The organism is Marinobacterium sp. xm-d-530 (assembly GCF_013283365.1).
Classification (GTDB): Bacteria; Pseudomonadota; Gammaproteobacteria; order Pseudomonadales; family Balneatricaceae; genus Marinobacterium_E.
In genome coordinates this window covers 286985-307256 of record NZ_WBYM01000001.1, presented here as the reverse complement: position 1 = coordinate 307256, position 20272 = coordinate 286985, and the positions used below count along the sequence as shown (strand labels likewise).

29 protein-coding genes are annotated in these 20272 nt (G+C 46.7%); 12 read left to right on the top strand and 17 right to left on the bottom strand.

Annotated elements, in window-relative coordinates:
- Positions 1-4 precede the first annotated feature (4 nt).
- The 10 genes from rpsE to rplQ all read left to right on the top strand — a co-directional run bounded on the left by rpsE (position 5) and on the right by rplQ (position 5592).
- Positions 5-508 (top strand): 30S ribosomal protein S5, encoded by a 504-nt coding sequence (gene rpsE / locus XMD530_RS01630; protein ID WP_173480325.1) that lies wholly within the window; start codon positions 5-7, stop codon positions 506-508.
- Positions 509-511: 3 nt separating this feature from the next.
- Complete coding sequence (rpmD, locus tag XMD530_RS01625) at positions 512-691, top strand: 50S ribosomal protein L30 (protein ID WP_173480326.1); 180 nt, start codon at positions 512-514, stop codon at positions 689-691.
- Positions 692-707: 16 nt separating this feature from the next.
- Positions 708-1142: a 50S ribosomal protein L15 gene (rplO, locus tag XMD530_RS01620; protein ID WP_173480327.1), complete on the top strand. Its 435-nt coding sequence runs from the start codon at positions 708-710 to the stop codon at positions 1140-1142.
- Positions 1142-2467, top strand: a complete 1326-nt coding sequence (gene secY, locus XMD530_RS01615; protein ID WP_173480328.1) for a preprotein translocase subunit SecY — start codon at positions 1142-1144, stop codon at positions 2465-2467. The genes rplO and secY overlap by 1 nt, the downstream gene beginning before the upstream one ends.
- A gap of 16 nt (positions 2468-2483) precedes the next feature.
- Positions 2484-2600 carry a 50S ribosomal protein L36 gene (rpmJ, locus tag XMD530_RS01610; protein ID WP_007021200.1) on the top strand — a complete coding sequence of 39 codons (117 nt, stop codon included), beginning with the start codon at positions 2484-2486 and terminating at the stop codon, positions 2598-2600.
- 144 nt (positions 2601-2744) lie between these two features.
- On the top strand, positions 2745-3101 hold the full coding sequence (gene rpsM / locus XMD530_RS01605) for a 30S ribosomal protein S13 (protein WP_173480329.1): 357 nt from the start codon (positions 2745-2747) through the stop codon (positions 3099-3101).
- Positions 3102-3120: 19 nt separating this feature from the next.
- The gene (rpsK, locus tag XMD530_RS01600) at positions 3121-3510 is read left to right on the top strand and encodes a 30S ribosomal protein S11 (RefSeq protein ID WP_173480330.1); all 390 of its coding nucleotides are present in this window, start codon (positions 3121-3123) and stop codon (positions 3508-3510) included.
- 20 nt (positions 3511-3530) lie between these two features.
- A complete protein-coding gene (gene rpsD / locus XMD530_RS01595) occupies positions 3531-4151 on the top strand; it encodes a 30S ribosomal protein S4 (RefSeq protein ID WP_173480331.1) in 621 nt (206 codons plus the stop codon).
- 22 nt (positions 4152-4173) lie between these two features.
- Positions 4174-5178, top strand: a complete 1005-nt coding sequence (gene rpoA, locus XMD530_RS01590) for a DNA-directed RNA polymerase subunit alpha (protein ID WP_173480332.1) — start codon at positions 4174-4176, stop codon at positions 5176-5178.
- 33 nt (positions 5179-5211) lie between these two features.
- A complete protein-coding gene (rplQ, locus tag XMD530_RS01585; protein ID WP_173480333.1) occupies positions 5212-5592 on the top strand; it encodes a 50S ribosomal protein L17 in 381 nt (126 codons plus the stop codon).
- Here the strand turns inward: rplQ and XMD530_RS01580 are convergent.
- The 15 genes from XMD530_RS01580 to paaG all read right to left on the bottom strand — a co-directional run bounded on the left by XMD530_RS01580 (position 5589) and on the right by paaG (position 18209).
- A complete protein-coding gene (locus XMD530_RS01580; protein WP_254446165.1) occupies positions 5589-5984 on the bottom strand; it encodes an iron-containing alcohol dehydrogenase in 396 nt (131 codons plus the stop codon). The genes rplQ and XMD530_RS01580 overlap by 4 nt on opposite strands.
- Positions 5935-6162, bottom strand: a complete 228-nt coding sequence (locus XMD530_RS11315) for an iron-containing alcohol dehydrogenase (RefSeq protein ID WP_371731680.1) — start codon at positions 6160-6162, stop codon at positions 5935-5937. The genes XMD530_RS01580 and XMD530_RS11315 overlap by 50 nt, the downstream gene beginning before the upstream one ends.
- Positions 6163-6219: 57 nt before the next feature.
- Positions 6220-7227 (bottom strand): TRAP transporter substrate-binding protein, encoded by a 1008-nt coding sequence (locus tag XMD530_RS01575; RefSeq protein WP_173480334.1) that lies wholly within the window; start codon positions 7225-7227, stop codon positions 6220-6222.
- Positions 7228-7321: 94 nt separating this feature from the next.
- On the bottom strand, positions 7322-8650 hold the full coding sequence (locus tag XMD530_RS01570) for a TRAP transporter large permease (protein WP_173480335.1): 1329 nt from the start codon (positions 8648-8650) through the stop codon (positions 7322-7324).
- 12 nt (positions 8651-8662) lie between these two features.
- Complete coding sequence (locus XMD530_RS01565) at positions 8663-9193, bottom strand: TRAP transporter small permease (RefSeq protein WP_173480336.1); 531 nt, start codon at positions 9191-9193, stop codon at positions 8663-8665.
- The gene (locus XMD530_RS01560) at positions 9190-9648 is read right to left on the bottom strand and encodes a DUF3237 domain-containing protein (RefSeq protein ID WP_173482914.1); all 459 of its coding nucleotides are present in this window, start codon (positions 9646-9648) and stop codon (positions 9190-9192) included. The genes XMD530_RS01565 and XMD530_RS01560 overlap by 4 nt, the downstream gene beginning before the upstream one ends.
- 118 nt (positions 9649-9766) lie before the next feature.
- Positions 9767-11824 carry a phenylacetic acid degradation bifunctional protein PaaZ gene (gene paaZ, locus XMD530_RS01555; RefSeq protein WP_173483840.1) on the bottom strand — a complete coding sequence of 686 codons (2058 nt, stop codon included), beginning with the start codon at positions 11822-11824 and terminating at the stop codon, positions 9767-9769.
- Between the two features lie 28 nt (positions 11825-11852).
- The gene (gene paaE / locus XMD530_RS01550; RefSeq protein WP_173506610.1) at positions 11853-12929 is read right to left on the bottom strand and encodes a 1,2-phenylacetyl-CoA epoxidase subunit PaaE; all 1077 of its coding nucleotides are present in this window, start codon (positions 12927-12929) and stop codon (positions 11853-11855) included.
- A gap of 14 nt (positions 12930-12943) precedes the next feature.
- Complete coding sequence (gene paaD / locus XMD530_RS01545; protein ID WP_173483842.1) at positions 12944-13462, bottom strand: 1,2-phenylacetyl-CoA epoxidase subunit PaaD; 519 nt, start codon at positions 13460-13462, stop codon at positions 12944-12946.
- Positions 13449-14210 carry a 1,2-phenylacetyl-CoA epoxidase subunit PaaC gene (paaC, locus tag XMD530_RS01540; protein WP_173483843.1) on the bottom strand — a complete coding sequence of 254 codons (762 nt, stop codon included), beginning with the start codon at positions 14208-14210 and terminating at the stop codon, positions 13449-13451. The genes paaD and paaC overlap by 14 nt, the downstream gene beginning before the upstream one ends.
- An 8-nt stretch (positions 14211-14218) precedes the next feature.
- A complete protein-coding gene (gene paaB / locus XMD530_RS01535; protein WP_173480342.1) occupies positions 14219-14500 on the bottom strand; it encodes a 1,2-phenylacetyl-CoA epoxidase subunit PaaB in 282 nt (93 codons plus the stop codon).
- Positions 14501-14514: 14 nt separating this feature from the next.
- Entirely contained in the window at positions 14515-15504 is a 990-nt protein-coding gene (paaA, locus tag XMD530_RS01530) for a 1,2-phenylacetyl-CoA epoxidase subunit PaaA (protein WP_173480343.1), read from the bottom strand.
- 120 nt (positions 15505-15624) lie between these two features.
- Positions 15625-16932 carry a phenylacetate--CoA ligase PaaK gene (gene paaK / locus XMD530_RS01525; RefSeq protein ID WP_217363864.1) on the bottom strand — a complete coding sequence of 436 codons (1308 nt, stop codon included), beginning with the start codon at positions 16930-16932 and terminating at the stop codon, positions 15625-15627.
- A 27-nt stretch (positions 16933-16959) separates the two neighbouring features.
- A complete protein-coding gene (paaI, locus tag XMD530_RS01520) occupies positions 16960-17415 on the bottom strand; it encodes a hydroxyphenylacetyl-CoA thioesterase PaaI (RefSeq protein WP_371731653.1) in 456 nt (151 codons plus the stop codon).
- A gap of 2 nt (positions 17416-17417) precedes the next feature.
- Positions 17418-18209 (bottom strand): 2-(1,2-epoxy-1,2-dihydrophenyl)acetyl-CoA isomerase PaaG, encoded by a 792-nt coding sequence (paaG, locus tag XMD530_RS01515; protein WP_173480346.1) that lies wholly within the window; start codon positions 18207-18209, stop codon positions 17418-17420.
- A 158-nt stretch (positions 18210-18367) separates the two neighbouring features.
- On the opposite strand from paaG, the gene paaX reads away from it, so the two are divergent.
- Positions 18368-19291, top strand: coding sequence for a phenylacetic acid degradation operon negative regulatory protein PaaX (gene paaX, locus XMD530_RS01510; protein WP_173480347.1), 924 nt, complete (start codon positions 18368-18370; stop codon positions 19289-19291).
- Between the two features lie 26 nt (positions 19292-19317).
- On the opposite strand, the gene XMD530_RS01505 is transcribed toward paaX, so the two are convergent.
- Together XMD530_RS01505 and XMD530_RS01500 are read right to left on the bottom strand one after the other, a co-directional pair.
- Positions 19318-19515 (bottom strand): hypothetical protein, encoded by a 198-nt coding sequence (locus XMD530_RS01505; protein WP_173480348.1) that lies wholly within the window; start codon positions 19513-19515, stop codon positions 19318-19320.
- A 39-nt stretch (positions 19516-19554) separates the two neighbouring features.
- Positions 19555-19824, bottom strand: a complete 270-nt coding sequence (locus XMD530_RS01500; RefSeq protein WP_173506502.1) for a hypothetical protein — start codon at positions 19822-19824, stop codon at positions 19555-19557.
- 167 nt (positions 19825-19991) lie between these two features.
- On the opposite strand from XMD530_RS01500, the gene XMD530_RS01490 reads away from it, so the two are divergent.
- Positions 19992-20270, top strand: coding sequence for a LuxR C-terminal-related transcriptional regulator (locus tag XMD530_RS01490; protein ID WP_173480020.1), 279 nt, complete (start codon positions 19992-19994; stop codon positions 20268-20270).
- Positions 20271-20272 lie beyond the last annotated feature (2 nt).

Here is a 20272-nt window from a genome sequence, read left to right as displayed (position 1 = left end):
TATTATGGCAAATCACGAACAGAAAGACGGTGAACTGCAAGAGAAGCTTGTTCAGGTAAACCGTGTAGCCAAAGTAGTTAAGGGTGGTCGTATCTTCGGCTTTACAGCTCTTACTGTAGTTGGTGACGGCAATGGCCGTGTTGGTTTTGGTCGCGGTAAAGCGCGCGAAGTACCAGTTGCAATTCAAAAGGCAATGGAACAAGCACGTCGTAACATGGTGAGCGTTTCTCTAAACGGTCACACGTTGCAGTACCCAATCAAAGCACGTCACGGTGCTTCAATGGTCTACATGCAGCCTGCATCTGAAGGTACTGGTGTTATCGCCGGTGGCGCGATGCGTGCAGTTCTTGAACTGGCTGGTGTAGAAAACGTATTGGCTAAGTGCTACGGCTCAACAAACCCAGTGAACGTTGTTCGCGCGACTGTTAAAGGTCTTGCGTCTATGGCGTCTCCTGAAGATGTTGCAGCTAAGCGCGGTAAGTCAGTCGAAGAGATCCTGGGGAACTAATCGATGGCTAATACAGTTAAAATCACTTTGGTACGCAGCCCAATCGGTATCATTCCGAAGCATAAAGCTACCCTAACAGGTCTTGGTCTACGTCGCATGAACCACACTGTTGAGTTGGAAGACACTCCTGCAGTTCGTGGCATGATTAACAAAGTCAACTACATGCTTCGTGTAGAAGACTAATAGAGGAGTCACCCAAATGCGTTTGAATACTCTTCGCCCGGGTGCCGGTTCTAAGCACGCTCCTAAGCGTGTTGGACGTGGTATCGGCTCCGGCCTAGGTAAGACTGGTGGTCGTGGTCACAAGGGTCTTAAATCTCGCTCAGGCGGTAGTGTTAAGCCAGGTTTTGAAGGCGGTCAAATGCCTTTGCAGCGTCGTCTGCCAAAATTTGGTTTCACATCTCGCCAAGCGCGTTACGTAGCTGAAATTCGTCTAAACGAATTGGCTGCTTGCGGTGTTGACGTAGTTGACCTCGCAGCGCTTAAACAGGCTGACATTATCCGTGAAGAGATCACCTCTGCACGTGTAATTCTGTCTGGTGAAATTACTAAAGCAGTTACCGTTAAAGGTCTTAAAGTGACTAAAGGCGCTCTAGCTGCAATCGAAGCTGCCGGTGGTAAGGTAGAAGCGTAATGGCAACTAAAGGACAAGTACCAGCAGGAAATGCAAGCGGACTAGGTGAGCTTTGGGCTCGTCTACGTTACGTCGCGATTGCGATCATTGTGTATCGTATTGGCGCGCATATTCCGGTTCCGGGTATTAACCCAGATCGTCTTGCTGCTCTGTTTGATCAGAACCAGGGTACGATCCTAAGCCTATTCAATATGTTCTCGGGTGGTGCACTCGAGCGCATGTCGATCTTGGCTCTAGGTATCATGCCGTACATCTCTGCATCGATTATCATGCAGTTGATGACAGCGGTTAGCCCTCAGCTTGAACAGTTGAAGAAAGAGGGTGAAGCTGGTCGCCGTAAGATCAACCAATACACACGTTACGGTACGGTTGCACTAGCAACTGTTCAGGGCTTGGGTATGACCGTTGGTCTAGCTAATCAGGGCGTGGCATTCAGCACAGCGTTTAACTTCTACTTTGTAGCTGTTATTACACTGGTCGCTGGTGCAGTATTCCTAATGTGGCTTGGTGAGCAGATCACTGAACGTGGTATCGGTAACGGTATCTCGATTCTGATCTTTGCTGGTATCGTAGCGGGTCTTCCTGGTGCGATCGGTCAGTCCTTTGAATCGGCTCGTCAGGGTGATCTTAACATCCTGGCGCTGCTAGCAATTGCAGTGTTAGCGGTAGCGACGGTTGGTTTTGTCGTGTTCATGGAACGCGCACAACGTCGTATCACCATTAACTACGCAAAACGCCAGCAGGGTAACCGCGTTTATGCGGGCCAAACCAGTCACTTGCCTTTGAAGGTCAACATGGCGGGTGTTATCCCACCGATCTTCGCAAGCTCTATTCTGCTATTCCCTGCATCTCTAGGCCAATGGTTTGGTCAGAGTGAGGGTATGGATTGGCTTCAGGATGTTGCATTGGCTCTAGGCCCAGGCCAGCCGTTGTATATTCTGTTGTTCTCGGCAGCAATTATATTTTTCTGTTACTTCTACACGGCGATTATGTTTAATCCTCGTGAAGTGGCAGATAACCTGAAGAAATCGGGTGCTTTCATCCCAGGTATTCGTCCAGGTGAACAGTCTGCTCGTTACATCGACTCAGTATTGAGCCGCCTTACTCTGTTTGGTGCTCTTTACATCACTGCGGTATCTCTGATGCCACAGGCGATGGTAGTTGCATGGAACGTACCTTTCTACTTCGGTGGTACTTCGTTACTGATCGTCGTAGTCGTGGTAATGGACTTCATGGCACAAGTGCAATCGCACCTTATGTCACACCAGTATGAATCATTGATGAAGAAGTCGAATCTAAAGGGTGGCGCAGGTTTACTGCGTTAAACCATTGAGGTGAATTATGAAAGTACGCGCATCTGTTAAGAAAATTTGCCGTAACTGTAAGATCGTACGTCGTAACGGTTCCGTTCGCGTGATCTGTAAGGTTGAACCTCGTCACAAGCAGCGCCAGGGTTAATCCTAAGCTGTAAACGAGGCGGAAGGGCGCATGGGTTGATTTAATAATAATCAACCCGTATAATTGCGCGCCTTCCACGAACTGAATGTAATTTCGTACCCAGTTCTTGCTGGAAGCGAATAATTAACTAATGGAGTACATTGAATGGCCCGTATAGCTGGCGTCAATATTCCTGACAACAAGCACGCGGTAATTTCACTGACTTACATTTATGGAGTCGGCCGCACAACTGCACAGCAGATTTGTGACACAGTAGGTATCGATCCAACGACTAAAGTTGGCGATCTTTCTGAAGAGCTACTCGACAATGTTCGTGGTGAAGTTACTAAGTTGACTGTTGAAGGCGACCTTCGTCGTGAAGTCAACATGAATATTAAGCGTCTTATGGACCTTGGTTGTTTCCGTGGTATCCGTCACCGTCGTAATCTACCGGTGCGCGGACAGCGTTCTAAAACTAACGCACGTACCCGTAAGGGCCCACGTAAACCGATCCGTAAGTAAGCGATAGGAATTACTAACTATGGCTAAGCCGAGTAATCGCACACGTAAAAAAGTTAAAAAGCAAGTTGCGGATGGCCTTGCGCACATCCACGCTTCTTTTAACAACACCATTATTACTATTACCGATCGTCAAGGTAATGCTCTTTCTTGGGCAACTTCTGGAGGCTCTGGCTTCCGTGGTTCTCGTAAGAGCACGCCGTTCGCTGCACAGGTTGCTGCTGAACGTGCTGGTCAAGCTGCACTAGAGTACGGCTTGAAAAACCTAGACGTGTTTGTGAAGGGTCCTGGACCAGGTCGTGAGTCTGCAGTGCGCGCACTGAACGCTTGTGGCTACAAAATCGCAAACATCACGGATGTGACACCTATTCCACACAATGGTTGTCGCCCTCCGAAGAAACGTCGCGTTTAATCTGGAGACGGTAAGTAATTATGGCTCGTTATATTGGACCTAAGTGCAAGTTGTCTCGCCGCGAAGGCACTGATCTCTTTCTTAAGAGCGGTGTTCGCGCACTAGACAGCAAGTGCAAGGCTGAAACTGTACCTGGCGTACACGGCGCTCGTCGCGGTCGTTTGTCAGACTACGGTCTACAGCTTCGTGAAAAACAGAAAGTTCGTCGTATTTACGGCGTACTAGAAAAGCAATTCCGCGGCTACTACAAAGAAGCAGCACGTCGTAAAGGCGCAACAGGTGAAAACCTTCTGCAACTTCTTGAAAGCCGTTTGGATAACGTTGTATTCCGCATGGGTTACGGCTCTACACGTGCTGAAGCACGTCAGATCGTTTCTCACCGCTCAATCACTGTTAACGGTGAAGTAGTAAACGTTGCTTCTTACCAAGTAGCAGCGGGCGATGTGGTTGCAGTACGTGAAAAAGCTAAAAACCAACTACGTATTAAAGCGGCGTTGGAACTGGCTGCACAGCGTGCACCGGTAGAGTGGGTTGAAGTTGACTCTGCAAAAATGGAAGGCACTTTTAAAGCCATGCCAGAACGCGCAGAACTACCAGCTGAGATCAACGAACAGTTGATCGTCGAACTTTACTCTAAGTAATTTTTAATTAAACGGTGGAACTATGCAGAGTTCAGTAAATGAGTTTCTAAGCCCACGTCACATCGACGTACAGGAGATTAGCAAGACTCGCGCTAAGGTTACATTGGAACCTCTAGAGCGTGGCTTCGGTCACACCTTGGGTAATGCGCTGCGCCGTATCCTTCTATCTTCTATGCCTGGTTGTGCAATTACAGAAGTAGAAATCGACGGTGTTCTGCATGAGTACAGCAGCATCGAAGGTGTTCAGGAAGATGTCATTGAGATCCTCCTGAACCTTAAAGGTGTTGCGATCATCATGCACAACGGCGACGAAGCGGTGCTGACAATCAACAAGTCGGGTCCTGGTGCAGTTACAGCTGCAGATATCCAGCTAAACCAAGACGTTGAAATCGCTAATCCGGAACACGTGATTGCTACGCTTACTAGCGCTGGCAGTCTGAACATGCGCCTAACTGTTTCCCGCGGTCGCGGCTACGTACCTGCTGATGCTCGTACTAGCGAAGACGATGAGACACGTGCTATTGGCCGTCTGCAGCTAGACGCTAGCTACAGCCCAGTACTACGTGTTTCTTACGCAGTTGAAGCTGCGCGTGTTGAACAGCGTACAGACCTAGACAAACTGGTTATCGATATTGAGTCTAACGGCACAATCGATCCAGAAGAGTGCATCCGTCGTGCGGCAACAATTCTGCAGCAACAGCTAGCAGTATTTGTTGACCTTGAAGATGCAAGCGAACAAGCGAAGTCTGAGCCAGCAGAGCCAGAGATCGATCCAGTACTTCTACGTCCTGTTGATGATCTTGAGCTAACTGTGCGTTCCGCGAACTGTTTGAAGGCTGAGCAGATCTACTACATCGGTGACCTAATTCAGCGCACCGAAGTTGAACTGCTAAAAACTCCGAACTTGGGTAAAAAGTCACTTACAGAGATCAAAGACGTTCTTGCGTCTAAAGGTCTGTCACTAGGTATGCGTCTTGAGAACTGGCCACCAGCTTCTCTTAAAGGCGACGACAAAGTGGCTTCTTAAGTCGACTTAGCTAAGTTTTAAAGGATAGATAAGATGCGTCATCGTAAATCTGGTCGTCATTTGAATCGTACCAGCTCACACCGCAAAGCGATGTTCAAGAACATGGCAGTTTCTTTGATCGAGCACGAATTGATCAAAACAACTCTGCCAAAAGCTAAAGAACTTCGTTCTGTTGTTGAGCCACTAATCACATTGGCGAAAAACGACTCTGTTGCTAACCGTCGTCTGGCTTTTGCCCGTACACGTAGCGATGCAGCAGTAGGTAAACTATTCAACGAACTGGGTCAGCGTTACGCTACTCGCCCAGGCGGCTATGTTCGTATCCTTAAGTGCGGTTTCCGTGCTGGTGATTCGGCTCCAATGGCTTACGTAGAACTAGTTGATCGTCCAGTTGCTGAGTCTTCTGAAGACTAAGCACTGTGTTGATCCATAAAAAACCCGGCTTGTGCCGGGTTTTTTGTTTCTAGCGCGCCGCTTCTAGTATCTCTCGGCTTGCTTGTAGATCGATCTTTTGATGTTCTCCCAGTGCTGTCATACCATACTCTTTCTGCGTATTGCAGTAGCTTCTCTCGTTTTGACTCTTTTTGGTGGGTCATTAGGCTTGGTAGAACGATGGCAAGTGTTTGGGCATGATCTAAACCATGTTCTGCTGTGATTTCATGGCTAATCATGTGTGTCACCCATTCCTGAGGTACACCGGCGCCAATCAAGGCGTTCAGAGCCATTGTCGCCGACCAAATAATATTTGCTCTTACCTCATAGTTTTCTGGCTCCTGTAGCGCGACGGCTAATGACCGCGTTACCATTTGACTCCGATCCTGTTGCCGGCAGAGTCAACACTGCTCCAATAGGGAGTGCTGTTTGTGCTGCTCTTCCACCGCTTCTTACAATTTCCCATGGATCAACAGTTGGATTCGCGATACCAGCAGCGATTAATTTAGAACTGTCCAGTACGCTGCCACCACCGACTTTATACCTATTTATAATACGTCGAGCACAAAAAAGGGAAGCATATGCTTCCCTTTGATTATTTAGAACAGATTACTTTTGGTAGTTACGGAACGCTTCAAGAGCGGCTTTTGCATCGACACCGCGATCGGCTACCGATTCCATCCACATTGCGTCAAGACCCTTCATAGTGTTACGCATGTCTGCAGCGAGTTTTTCGTAGCTATCAACCATATGGATGTTAGTACCTACCTCTTTTGCATGCGTCATGCCGATCGCATCCATATCCTGCCATGTCTTACCTTGCATTCGAGATAGATTTTCACCTAGAGCTGCACGGATTGCTTCAGCATCTTTTGGATCTAGATCTTCCATGAATTCCTGGTTTGCTACGAAGCTGAACACAATGGTGTAAAGCGCTGTTGGGAAGACGGTTAGGTGGTCAGTGACTTCATCCAGTTTAAAGAACTTGTGTTCACCAGCTGGAAGGAAGGTACCATCAACAACACCTTGCTGCAGCTTCTCGTAAGAGCTAGGCGCTGAACCGCCGACAGGGGTCACTTCCAAGCGTGCAGCTAGTTCATTGACCATACCGCCGCCAAGACGGATCTTTTTACCCTTGAGGTCGTCTAAGCTGTTGATACGGAATTTAGAGTGGATAATGCCAGGTGCGTGTACCCACATGCCTAGTAGTTCTAGGCCTTCGTATTCGTTGGCATCAGCAAAATACTCTTGCTGCACCTTCCATAATGCTACAGATGCATCTTCTGCATCCGACATTTCACCTGGGATTTCAGCAACACCGGTTAAAGCAAAGCGACCTGGCGTGTAAGCGTTTACACCCCAAGAGGCATCAATGATGCCATCTTCTACTGACGAGTAGATTGTCTTTGGGTGACCTTGGAAGTTTTCGATAACAACCTTAACGCGGCCTTCAGTTGCCTCTTCAACCATCTTTTTGAACTCTGGCATCGCAACAGAGTTTTGTGGGTGAGTAGGTGGTAGCCAAGTCGCAACACGCATGGTTGTTTCAGCCATTGCGTTCATTGAGATTGCAGCGCCTACCGCTAGGCCGATTGCTTTAAGTTTTAGGTTGGTCATGTTTATTGCTCTCATTTTAAATGGTTATTTTTATAGTAAAAAAACAGTAAAAGTTATTTTAGGGATGACTTCCACTGCACCTTAGTCGAAACTGTTAACGATATAGCAGATCCGGCAAGAATAGGGTGATCGGTACAAAAGCGACGATCAGTGCTAAGCGTACAATGTCGGCACACCAGAATGGTGTTACGCCTTTAAAGATCGTGCCGGTTTTAATGTCTTTGAGAACAGCGCTGAGGACAAATACGTTCATACCCACCGGCGGTGTAATCAGACTGATCTCTGTCACTACAACCACCACGATGCCATACCAGACAAGATCGAATCCTAGGCTATCAATCAACGGGTAGAACACAGGGACCGTTAGCAGCAGCATTGATAGGCTTTCAAATACCATTCCCAAAAGAATGTAGATGCAAAGAATAACGATAATGACGGCCATGGGAGAGACATCAAGCGACTGCACAAACTCAAGAAGCCAAACGGGTAGACCGGCACGGTTGATGAAGTCAGAGAAGATCAATGCGCCGATGATCACGGCAAATAGCATGGTCGATGTTCGAACGGTATCCGACAGTACTTCGTAGGTTTTCACCAGATTGAGTTGTCCACGAAGTAGGGCGATCAAGAATGCGCCTGCCGCACCAATACCGGCTGCTTCGGTAGGCGTAAAGACGCCTAAGTAGATACCGCCCATTACGATCGTGAACAGCAGAAGTACACCCCAGATGCCTTTCAGTGCCTGCATGCGTTCTGCCCAGGTGAATTTCTCACCGGCTGGGCCCGATTTAGGATTGCGCATAACGACCCAGCGCACAGCTAACATGTAAAGAATGACGCCTAAAAGACCTGGTATAAAACCTGCCGCAAACAGTTCGCGGATACTGGTCTCTGTCAGTAGGCCGTAAATAACAAGGATGACTGACGGTGGTATCAGAATGCCAAGTGTACCGCCCGCTGCAATGGATGCGGTTGCAAGTGAATCGGCATAACCAAACTTACGCATTGGTGGCAGTGCAACCTTGGCCATGGTCGCCGACGTTGCTAGGCTGGAGCCACAAATAGCAGAGAAGCCACCACACGCAACAACCGTAGACATGGCGAGACCGCCGCGACGATGACCCAAAAAAGTATAAGCGGCGTTGTATAGCTCTTGAGACAGGCCTGAGCGAGTGACAAAGTTACCCATTAATATGAACAGAGGGACTACTGAGAGAGAGTACTCCTGTGCCGTCTCAATGACACGGTTAGAAGCCAAAGTCAGTGATGCTTTCCAACGGAAGTCGAAAAGGTTATCAAGAGTTAGGCCCTGTAAAATAGCGAAACCAAAGAACCCGACGATCGCCATCGCAAAGGCGATGGGCATTCGGATGACTAGAATTAAAAAGATAAGGAGCGCGAAGCCTATAATTACTGCGGTCATCGTGATAAATCCTTAATGCTTCTCTTTGTATATACGATAGATGCCATAGGTGATCATACCCAGTGCAGTGAACCAACTCATGACGGCGATGTACTCAATTAGATAGCCTACTGGTAGTTCCAAGTATTCTGTTACCTCGCCTCGGCGCAGTTTTCGTGCACCCAGTTGCCAAATACGTACACCGACAACGTAGAAGGAGGTTGAGATCGCCAGTGCCGAAAACATAGCCAGAATACGCACGATTTTGTGGCCAAGTGTTGAGTCTAAAAGGTCCACTAAAATGTGTCCTCCACGCCATGTCACAACAGGCATTTCGGCGAAGATAATGATGGCAAGACCTAGTTGGGTGATCTCAAAAGCACCATCAACCCCATTGTTGAAGAGGTAACGGCCGAAGACATCGGCAACGGTCAACATCATTAAAAAGAAGAGGCCACAAGCCGCTATGACTTCTAAGCCAAAAGCGATCCATCTGAAGGGGCCGGGCTCTGGGTAGTGTTGATCTAGCCACTCCGCGCGGCTAAGGGTAGTCTCGTTACTCATATGACCTCAAAAAAATCGATCTCTACACAGTCAGGTTTACGAACACCCGTGCCGATAAACAGACGTTCCGTAATCCACTGAAAGCGTTCGGCACTGGTTTCAAAAATAGGGGTGCACTTGAAGTAGACTTCGCTTGGATCGACGGGGATTCCATCGATGATCTTTTGTGTTACTTCTGGATCAGCAGCGCGCAGTGCTCGATTCTGTACAAATATGGTCTCGCCATCATCCGACTCAAGCACATAACGTGCATCCAGTTCGGCTAATCTTGGTGAAACGATACGTTGAAAGTCAGCACCACCAGGTAAAACACGGCCATTCCAGCCCTTACCTTGAACGGTGCCACCTGTAATCGGAATCACTCTGCGCGTGCCAAATTGTGCTGCACCTATCTCCTGGGGTGTAGCAATTTCAACACGCAGTGATGCGAAGTGCTTTAACTGTGGAATATCCATTAACGCTATACTCTATTTATTATCTGTAGTTTTTGGATACGAAGCTTATTGTTTAGGTGTACAACATATCACGTGTCGTCTCTAAATCTATGCACTTTTCCAACTAATTCACAAAAAATTATGGCTTTTGCGATTTTTGAACAAGGGTCAGGATATCGTAGCTTGCGACAAGCTCACCGTTTTGATTAACGACTTCGACATCCCAAGAGACAACACCGATAGCATCGCCTTTGTTGTTGACTTTACCTTGGTCAATTTTCGTCTTGCATGTGATTCTAGCTTGTATGGTATCGCCGATACCAACAGGGTTTACGAATCTGAGTGTGTCTAAACCATAGTTGGCCAGGACAGGCCCTACACCCGGATCAACGAATAGGCCAGCGGCCGCTGAAAGCACAAAATAGCCATGAGCGATGCGTTTCTCGAACATGGAGTCACAGGCCGCTTGCTCATCGAAGTGCATGTAAAAATGATCGCCTGAGAGGCATCCAAAATTAACAATATCAGCTTCTGTAACCGTTCTTCTGTGAGTTAATAGAGTCTGACCGATCTCGAGCTCATCGAAATGGTAACGGAATGGATGAAGCGGTTTTTCGATTTTGTCTGCGCCACGGACATATTGGCCTGTCACCGCCATCAGCATCGTTGGTGATCCTTGAACAGAAGCACGTTGCATGTAGTGTTTAACCGCTCGAATTCCGCCTAATTCTTCACCGCCGCCAGCTCGACCTGGTCCGCCATGTTTAAGCATGGGTAACGGTGACCCGTGACCAGTAGATTCTTTTGATGAACGTTCGTCCAAAATGTGAACGCGTCCATGCCATACAGCCAGTTTAGGTGCTACCACGCCTGCGATGGCAGGGTCTTTAGTGGTTAATGTTGTCACCAAAGAGCCTTTGCCGCGTGCAGCGAGTGTGCAAGCGTGATCAACGTCTCTGTACGGCATCAGTGTGCTAACAGGTCCAAAAGGTTCAATATCGTGAGCCCCTCCCTCTGCGTCTGGAGAGGTGTTTAGTAGCAATGTAGGTTCAAAGAACGCGCCCTTTTCAGTGCCTTCACCAAAGGGTTTGCACTCTGCACCTCTACCAAGAAGCACGTCGCTGCTGGACATCAACATCTCTAGTTTTTCTTGTACATCACGCTGCTGATCTATTGAAGCAAGGGCTCCCATTCGAACACCTTCAATCGTTGGATCACCTAAAGTCGTTTTACCCAGTCTCTGTGTTAATGCACCTGAAACCGGTTCGATAAGATGCTCTGGGACTAGGATACGACGGATTGCAGTACATTTTTGTCCTGCTTTGACCGTCATCTCACGCGCCACCTCTTTAACAAAAAGATCGAATTCTGCATCCTCTGGTGTCACATCAGGTGCTAGGATCGCACAGTTTAATGAGTCCGCCTCTGCATTGAATGGAATAGAGTGATTTAGAATGTTCGCATTGCTTTTTAACATCCGAGCGGTGTCTGCAGAGCCGGTAAAGGTTACGATGTCTTGAGAATCAAGTCGATCCAACAGGTCACCTGTAGACCCTATGATCAGTTGTATAGCTCCTAATGGAAGCAGATTAGATTGATGCATCAGCTTCACGCACGCCTCGGTTAAGTAAGAGGTTTGCGAGGCAGGTTTAACGATAGCGGGCACGCCAGCAATAAAATTGGGGGCGAATTTTTCTAACATTCCCCATATAGGAAAGTTAAATGCATTGATATGAACTGCAGCACCTTGCTTCGGAACTAGGATGTGACTGCCAAAAAATTGTCCGACCTTACCCAGCTGGACAGGATCTCCCTCGTGAATTGTATTGCCAGAGGGGAGTTCATTACGCCCCATGCTTGCATAAGCAAACAGCGTTGCAATACCACCTTCTATATCGATCCAGCTGTCATTTCTTGTAGCACCAGTATGAGCAGAAATCTGATAGAGAGACTCTTTATGCTCCATCAGATATTTGCCTAGGTTTCTCAACAGCGTGGCTCGCTGTTGAAAATCGAGAGCCAACAGACTTTTGTGACCAATCGTCTTTGCGTAGTCCAGACTTGAACTAAAATCTATTGCTTCAGAGTGAGTAGAAAAGACGGCATCACCATTAATAGCACTATTGAGTGTTTGATGAGCATTCTGACCAATCCATTGGCCTGCGATGAAACTTTGAACGATTGGTGTTGATGTCATGATAAATCCGTTTATTGATTATAGTTTTTTATATTTGATCGAAATCTAGAACGACTTTGTCGCTTACTGGGTACGATTGACAGGAGAGTACGAACCCCTCTTTGACCTCATAGTCTTCAAGCCCGATGCTAACATCCATCTCAACCTGCCCCTCAACCACCTTGCATTTGCAGGTTGAACAGACGCCTGCTTTACAAGAATAGGGAAGTTCTGCCCCTTGTTCGTTAGCTGCATCTAGGATGTTTTGCGTGTTCTGCGCAAGATCAAACTGCTTAACATGCCCATCGCGCATGATTTCAATGCTAGATAGGTGTGTTGCACGCTCAGCAGCTTCTGTTCTCTGTGCTCTTTTTTCACTGCCCTGAGTCGTTCCGAAGAGCTCAAAATGAACGTTTTGCTTCGCGACTCCCGCTTTAATAAGTGATTCACTCACGGTTTCTGTCATTGATTGAGGACCACAAATAAAGACATCCGTTAATCGCTTAACATCGATCCATCTAGAGAAGAGGGCTTCACATTTCTCTGCGTCGATATGACCGCTATAAAGGTCTATGTCCTGTTGTTCGCGACTGAAGATGAAGATGAGATTTAAACGTCCCATGTAACTGTTTTTAAGATCTTCCAATTGATCTTTGAACATGGTGGAACCCGTCGCTCTGTTGCCATATATCAGTGTGACGTGGCTTTTTGGCTCCGATCTCAAAATGGTTTTTACCTGCGATAGAATAGGTGTGATACCGCTGCCTGCTGCCACTAAAAGATAGTTACCTGAGTGCTCTTCATTAAGATCGGTATAGAAGTGCCCCATGGGTTCCATGACATCAATTTCATCCCCAATTGCCAACTGATCATTGGCAAAGTTGGAGAACAAACCGTCAGGCACTCGCTTTATAGCAACTCTAAGCTCGTTGTCATGGACACCACTGCAGATTGAATAAGAGCGGCGTACCTCTTCGTTATTGATGTTAGCTTTTAATGTTAGGTATTGACCTTGATTAAATCGAAAACGTTCCTGAATCTCGCACGGTACTTCGAAAGCTAACGAGACTGAGTCGCGTGTCTCTTCTGTGCGATCAGCAATTTTTAAACGGTGGAAGTTGCTCATTTTATCTCCCTGGCCTAGATGCATTTGAAGTAATCAAATGGTTCTAGACAGTCGTTACATTGGTACAGCGCTTTACACGCTGTGGAACCAAATTCTGTAATCTCTTTGGTATTGGTACTATCACAAACTGGACAAGGAATCGCTTGATCGAGTTGTGGCTTGTCAGCACTGCCGATGGGCGGTGCTATGCCATACTCTTTTAAACGGAGTCGACCGCGTTTTGTAATCCAGTCTGTCGTCCAAGCGGGTGCAAGTCTTTGCTCAATGGTGACGGCGTTGAACCCCGAATCTTCAAGGGCTCGTTTAGCGCTCTGTTCAATGTGCTCAGTGGCTGGACAACCGGAATAGGTTGGCGTTAAAACGACTTGTAATACTCCACCAACGGGTGTAATTTCGCGAACAATACCCAAGTCAGTAAGACTCACAACCGGTACTTCCGGATCCATGACTTCATCCAGAACTGACCAAGCTAACTTAACTGACTCTTCTGTCAGCTCAGATCGGTCAGTTGCAATCAACTCACCAGCATGCATTCGGGTATGCTCGTTGTAAAAATTGCATCTCAGCTAAGATAAAACCAAGGCTTTCTGTATGCAGACCCTTAGCTCCACTGAGGTAGTTGTTATCGGCAGCCTCAGGTTGCATCAGCGTTGCTTCAGTTAATGTCTTTGATATGATCGCGTGCCAATCACTGCAAAGATCATTTACACCTGGTGCAATACCAGATGAATCCAATGTCTTGAACAGTTCGCACGGCTTGGCTAGCTCGAATGTGAAATGCCAGATTTTGTCTAACGCGGATTGCATGCGTTCGTGGCTTTCAGAAGTGCCGTCGCCCAGTCGTTTTATCCATTCACTCGAACGACGGATATGATAACTAGACTCTTTAAGGGACTTAGCCGCGATGCCCGCTATTTTCTCATCAGATGAACTACACAGTTTTTCAAGAAGAGGATAGTGCCAAGCATCAAATAGAAACTGCTTAGCCATCGTCATCGCGAAGTCACCGTTTGGCTGTTCAACAATTAGAAGATTTCTGTACTCGCCTTGGTCTCTTAGGAAGACCAGATCGTCGGCTGTACGACCATCACCAATACGTTCAGCGGCATACTCTAACCAGTTACGCGCTTGTCCGACTAGATCAAGGCCGACATTCATCAATGCGACTTCTTCTTCAAGAGCGGGTGCTCCTCCAACAAGTTCACACAGACGCTGGGCCTGTATCATGGCGCTATCGCCAAGTTGAAGCAGAAGTTCCGTTGTATCATCAAAACGTTTCATAGGGGCCTCTACATGTGTCCAACTTCATCAGGCAGTTTGTAAAAGCCAGCATGTCGGTAAATTTTGTCATCGGATGGATCGAATAACGCCTCTTTTTCATCCGTTGCTGTGGCCGTTATCGATGCAGATGGTACGACCCAAATACTCACTCCCTCGTTGCGTCGTGTATATAGATCGCGCGCGTTCTCGATAGCCATCTCAGAATCCGCGGCATGCACACTCCCGACATGCTTATGGTTTAGGCCGTGTTTACTGCGGATAAACACTTCAAATAGGGTCCAATCAGCCATAGTAGTTCTCCAAATTAAGCAGCATTACGCTGTTGTTTTTTGTTGGCGTAAGCAACAGCAGCTTCACGAACCCATGCGCCTTCATCAATCGCCTTTTTACGCTGGGCAACACGCTCTTTATTACAAGGGCCGTTACCTTTGAGTACTTCGAAGAACTCAGTCCAATCGATTTCGCCATATTCCCAATGTCCGGTCTCTTCATTAAATTTCAGATCAGGGTCAGGCGCAGTACAGCCTAGAATTTGCAGTTGTGGAATGGTTTGATCGATAAAACGCTGGCGCAGCTCATCATTTGAGTGACGTTTGATTTTCCAAGCCATTGATTGGGCGCTATTGGGTGAGTGAGCATCGGATGGCCCAAACATCATCAGTACAGGCCACCAGAAACGGTTAATGGAGTCTTGAACCATCTCCTTTTGAGCGTCGTTTCCTTCGCGCATAAGGTGCAGAAGAATTTCATAGCCCTGGCGTTGGTGGAAACTCTCCTCTTTGCAGACTCGGATCATTGCTCGAGAGTAGGGTCCATAAGAGGTTCTTTGCAAAGGTACTTGGTTCACTATGGCCGCACCATCGACAAGCCAACCAATGGTTCCCATATCAGCCCAGTTCAAAGTAGGGTAGTTGAAAATACTGGAGTATTTCGCCTTGCCCTCGTGCATTTTTTGGACCTCTTCATCACGATCAGCGCCCAGTGTTTCCATAGCACTGTACAGGTACAGACCATGCCCGGCTTCATCTTGAATTTTGGCCATCAATTGCAACTTTCGCTTCAGTGTGGGTGCGCGAGTAACCCAGTTACCCTCAGGCAGCATGCCCACGATTTCTGAATGCGCATGTTGTGAAATTTGACGTATCAGTGTTTTCCGGTATGCCTCTGGCATCCAGTTCTTAGGTTCAATCTTTATTTCCGCGTCAATACGAGCCTGAAATGCCTGTTCTTCTGATGACATCTCTGTAGTTGATTTGACACTTTTAACACCGGTTTCAACCATCTGTGCGTACATAACAGACCTCTCTTTAAATGATTCAAGTCATCATATCAAAAGCGACACTAAAAAATAACAAGTATTTAAATTTCTGTATCGCATTTGGGCTCAAGTTCACTCGATATTGCGTGTGTTCATTTATCTCTCATCAAATACGCGCTGTGCTTTACCTTCTGAACGAGCTATGGACCCTATGTCTCGAAGTTGAACACCGATACTGATGCCGACTGACGATTTTACATGATGCTTCAATGCCGCGATTTGTTGAGCCGTTGTCTCCTCAGGTTGTTGAGCAAACTCTGAACGTAACTCTATATGAACCATCATGCTGTCCATGTTTCCTTCGCGGTGCAGGTGGATTTCGTAATTTTCCGAGAATTGCGGAACTTTACAAACCTCTTCCTCAATTTGAGTAGGAAATACGTTTACACCGCGAATGATCATCATGTCATCACTACGGCCGGTGATTTTATCGATTCGACGCATAGGGCGAGCGGTACCCGGAAGAAGCCTTGTCAGGTCTCGCGTTCGATAGCGCAGCATAGGCAAAGCTTCTTTGCTCAGGGTTGTGAAGACTAATTCGCCAAGCTCACCATCGGGCAGTACTTCACCGGTTTCAGGGTTAATAATCTCGGGGTAGAAGTGATCTTCCCATACTGTGGGTCCATCCTGTGTTTCGCCACACTCTTGTGCTACACCTGGTCCCATGATCTCTGAGAGACCGTAGATATCGGTAGCCGTGATGCCAAGACGTCGCTGCATGGAAAGACGAAGATCATTTGTCCAAGGCTCAGCACCAAATATCCCGAGTTTTAGACTCAATTGATGTGGGTCGATACCCTGTCTCTCCATCTCATCGGCAATATTGAGCATGTAAGAGGGTGTGACCATAATGATGTCAGGATTGAAATCCCTAATTAAGCGAACCTGCTTTTCTGTCTGTCCACCGGACATAGGGATGACAGTACAGCCAAGCCGCTCTGCACCATAGTGGGCGCCTAGACCACCCGTAAATAGACCGTATCCATACGATACATGAACCTTATCGCCCGGTTTTCCCCCCGCAGCGCGAATTGATCGTGCTACGAGATTGGCCCAGTGATCGATATCATTTTTAGTATAACCCACCACTGTTGGATTACCTGTTGTGCCACTTGAAGCATGAAGTCGCACGATCTGATCCATGGGCGTTGCAAACAACCCAAATGGGTAGTGGTCTCTCAAGTCACTCTTGGTGGTAAATGGGATAATAGATAAATCATCCAGTGTTTTGATGTCTGAAGGGTGTATACCTTTATCATCAAAGCGCTTTTTGTATAGAGCGACATTATTATAAGCGTGAGATACGCTTTTCTTTAAACGATCAAGTTGTGTGGCCCGAAGCTCATCAATACTGGCCCGTTCCATCGGGTCCAGTTGATCTGGTGTGAAAGAGGTATCAACCATCATTGCTTAATTCCTTTTAAAATCTTGTTATGAGTGCTCACTTTCCGGAAGAACAGTTCCTTTTAAGGCATAGGATTTGCCTCTAAAAATCGCAATTAATTTATTATCTTGATTACGTATCTCAACATCATAGTTACCCGTACGCCCTGATCGACTTCTCTCTTGTGCCGTTGCAGTTAAATGATCACCCATTAAACCAGGTGCAACGTAGTCGATGCTGCAGCCTATCGCAACGCAGGGCTGATTGTAGGTATTACAGGCGAGTGCAAAGGCTGAGTCGGCCAGTGTGAACAGATAACCACCATGACATGTATTGTGGCCCTGTACCATAAAGTCTTTTACGAACATCGACATAGTGGCTTGACCAGGTGACACGCTGCTCATCTTCATTTCTAGATGATTGGTTGCAGTATCACGGGAATAGAGTTCCTTTGCGCAGGCTTCAGCAAGCTCTTGTGCTGTTTGAGATGTTGAATCCTTCACAATTAGCACCCTTTATAGTCAGGCTGGCGCTTTTCAATGAAGGCGTTAACACCCTCTTTATAATCATCTGAATTGCCAAGACGGGTCTGTATGTCTCGTTCAACGTCCAATTGATCCTCAAGAGAATTGTTAAAGCTTAGGTCCAGTGCCTGCTTTGTTTTAGTCAGCGCAAGTGTGGGTTGTGTCGCCAGTTGCTTTGCGAATGCGATCGACTCTTCATGAAGGAGGTCATCATCAACGGCTTTAAATATAAGGCCCCAATTAACGGCTTGTTCGGCACTCAAAGGGTTCCCAAGCATAGCGAGTTGCTTCGCACGTGCCAGGCCAACCAGGCGAGGTAATAGCCATGTGCCGGCTGAATCGGGTATCAGACCTATCTTACAAAAAGCTTGAACAAACTTAGCGGATTTAGCCGCGATAACGAAATCACACGCCAGTGGAATATTGGCACCTGCGCCTGCTGCGATGCCATTGACTGCACAAACGACGGGTTTTTCCATGTGGTAGAGACGTTTTACAGTGTTGTTGTAGTAGGACTCAATCACATTTCCGAGATTTGGCATTGGCTCAGCAGGCTTTACCATCGGATCAGAGAGATCCTGACCAGCACAGAAAGCACGTCCAGCACCGGTTAAATAAACAGCTCTTACTTGAGAGTCCTTGGCGGCTGAATCCAATGCTAAATGCAGCGAATGGTGCATTGCTTCATTAAAACTGTTTAAAGTGTCTGGTCTATTGAGTGTAATCATAGCTACACCCTCAGACACCTCATATATGATATCGGTTAAATTCATTACTTAGACTCGTGCTATTGTCGTTATTAATTAATGCACAGAAATTAAGTACCCGTGTACTGGATACTTTGTTAACGTATCTAAATATGCCGTAAAAAAAGATACAATTCAAATTATGTTTTCTGTATTTTCGTATCGCTTTATTTGGAAATAGATTAATGCAACAAACCTTATGCGCCGATTTGTGCATCCAGCGCTTTCAATCTCAAACACCTCTCAGGGTTCCTTCTCTTATTATTAGTGTTTGGGGAGATTCGATTGTTGCCCATGGCGGGGAAGTATGGCTCGGAAGTCTTATTCGACTTTTGGAACCCTTTGGTATCAATGAACGTTTGATGCGAACATCCGTTTTTCGCCTTACCCAAGAGGGCTGGCTCCTATCCCATAAAGTGGGCCGCAAAAGTTTTTATCGACTAAGCCCTGATGGTGAGTACCGTTTTAGAGCAGCGTTTAATCGCGTCTATCGGCTGAATGTCCCTCAGTGGCAAGGAATTTGGACGTTATTGCTAATCTCCGCTCTAACTGCAGATGAGAAAAAGTCGCTTTCAGATGAGTTATCACTCTGTGGTTTTGGTTCGCTCAGCCACTCTGTACTCGCGTCATCTCACGCTGATCTCAATGAGGTTAAATCAATACTCAGAGAGAAGGGATTTGCTGACAGAGTGGTTCTTTGCGAATCTCAAGTAACTAATGAGAGTAAACAAGCACTCCGCAATTTAATTTGGCAGGGCTGGGGACTTCAGTCTTTAAATGATACCTATATTAACTTTGTCGATTTTTATCAGTCCCTGACGGCCTCTGCAATCGCGGCTCAACTCAAAGACCCCAAAACGGCTTTTATCACTCGAACGCTAATGATTCATGAATATCGAAAACTAGCATTAAGAGACCCTAACCTGCCGGATTTGATACTCGGGAGTCGCTGGCTTGGTAATGAAGCGCGCGCTTTGTGTGCCTCGTTGTATAAACAGCTCACACCAGCAGCTCACCAATGGCTTATCAGTGAGTTAGAGGGTAGGCAGGGTAACTTACCGCTGGCATCCGAAGAGTTCTTAAGCAGATTCGGCGGTTTAGAAATCTAAAAATTGAAAAATCTACAATCAAGTCATTAGATTCTAATGACAGCATCTTCATCTAAAGAGTAGAGCTTTTTTACCTCTTCTGAACGCTCAGTTAGGCATACTCTCTGGTTTATGTAGCCTTTATCAGTTATTTCACCTGTTTTTAGGTTGGGCGGCGTATCTAAGATAAGCAGTGAACAGATGTGTTGGGAAGAGCCTGAGTGCTCATTTTTAAACTCTTTCATCCGTCCGATTATCATCTCTTTTACGGCAGGAATGTTAGCTCACTCATGAGGTGCGAGGTTTTCAGCTTCTGTACCAGCGAGTTCTCTGAGGGCTGGTGTAATAAAACCTAATGCACCGACAGAGTCCTCATTGTGACCACATATGACAAAATCCTGGAAATAAGGACTGAGTTTGCTTGCCAATGCTGGTCGAAGAGTTCCCACGGACACCCAAGTTCCTGTGGTTAGTTTAAAGTCTTCGGTGACGCGACCGTCGCTCAGGATCGATAAACTTGCCTGCGTCTTCAATTTTGTAAAAGCAACCTTCATCAAAAGCATCTTTTGTCTTTTCAGAGTTGTTTCGATATCCAGGAAAAATAGATGGCCCTTTAACTCTCATTTCCAATTTGTCGCCGGAGGGAACGAATTTAAGAACTATCCCAGGTAATGGAAGTCCGAGATTACTTGTTTTGTCCATTTCAAAGTGGATGCTAGTGATGGCCGGAGCCGTTTCAGTGGCACCCCATGACGACGTGAAAAAGGATAAGTCGCCTCGAACACAAAATGCCATTTCTCACATTCTGTTCCACGCATCTATTAAAAGACAGCTCACAAAACGAGAATTAGATTTTCTCTATTGGGCAGCTAGAGGTTGTAAAGCAGAAGAGTCGTCTAAAAACCTTGGTCTTAAACCAGAAACGGTCAGCAGTCTCAGCAACATGGGGAACAGGTTATTTTTCAGCACAGTCCATGAAGTTGATGCCTTGATCCATTGAGT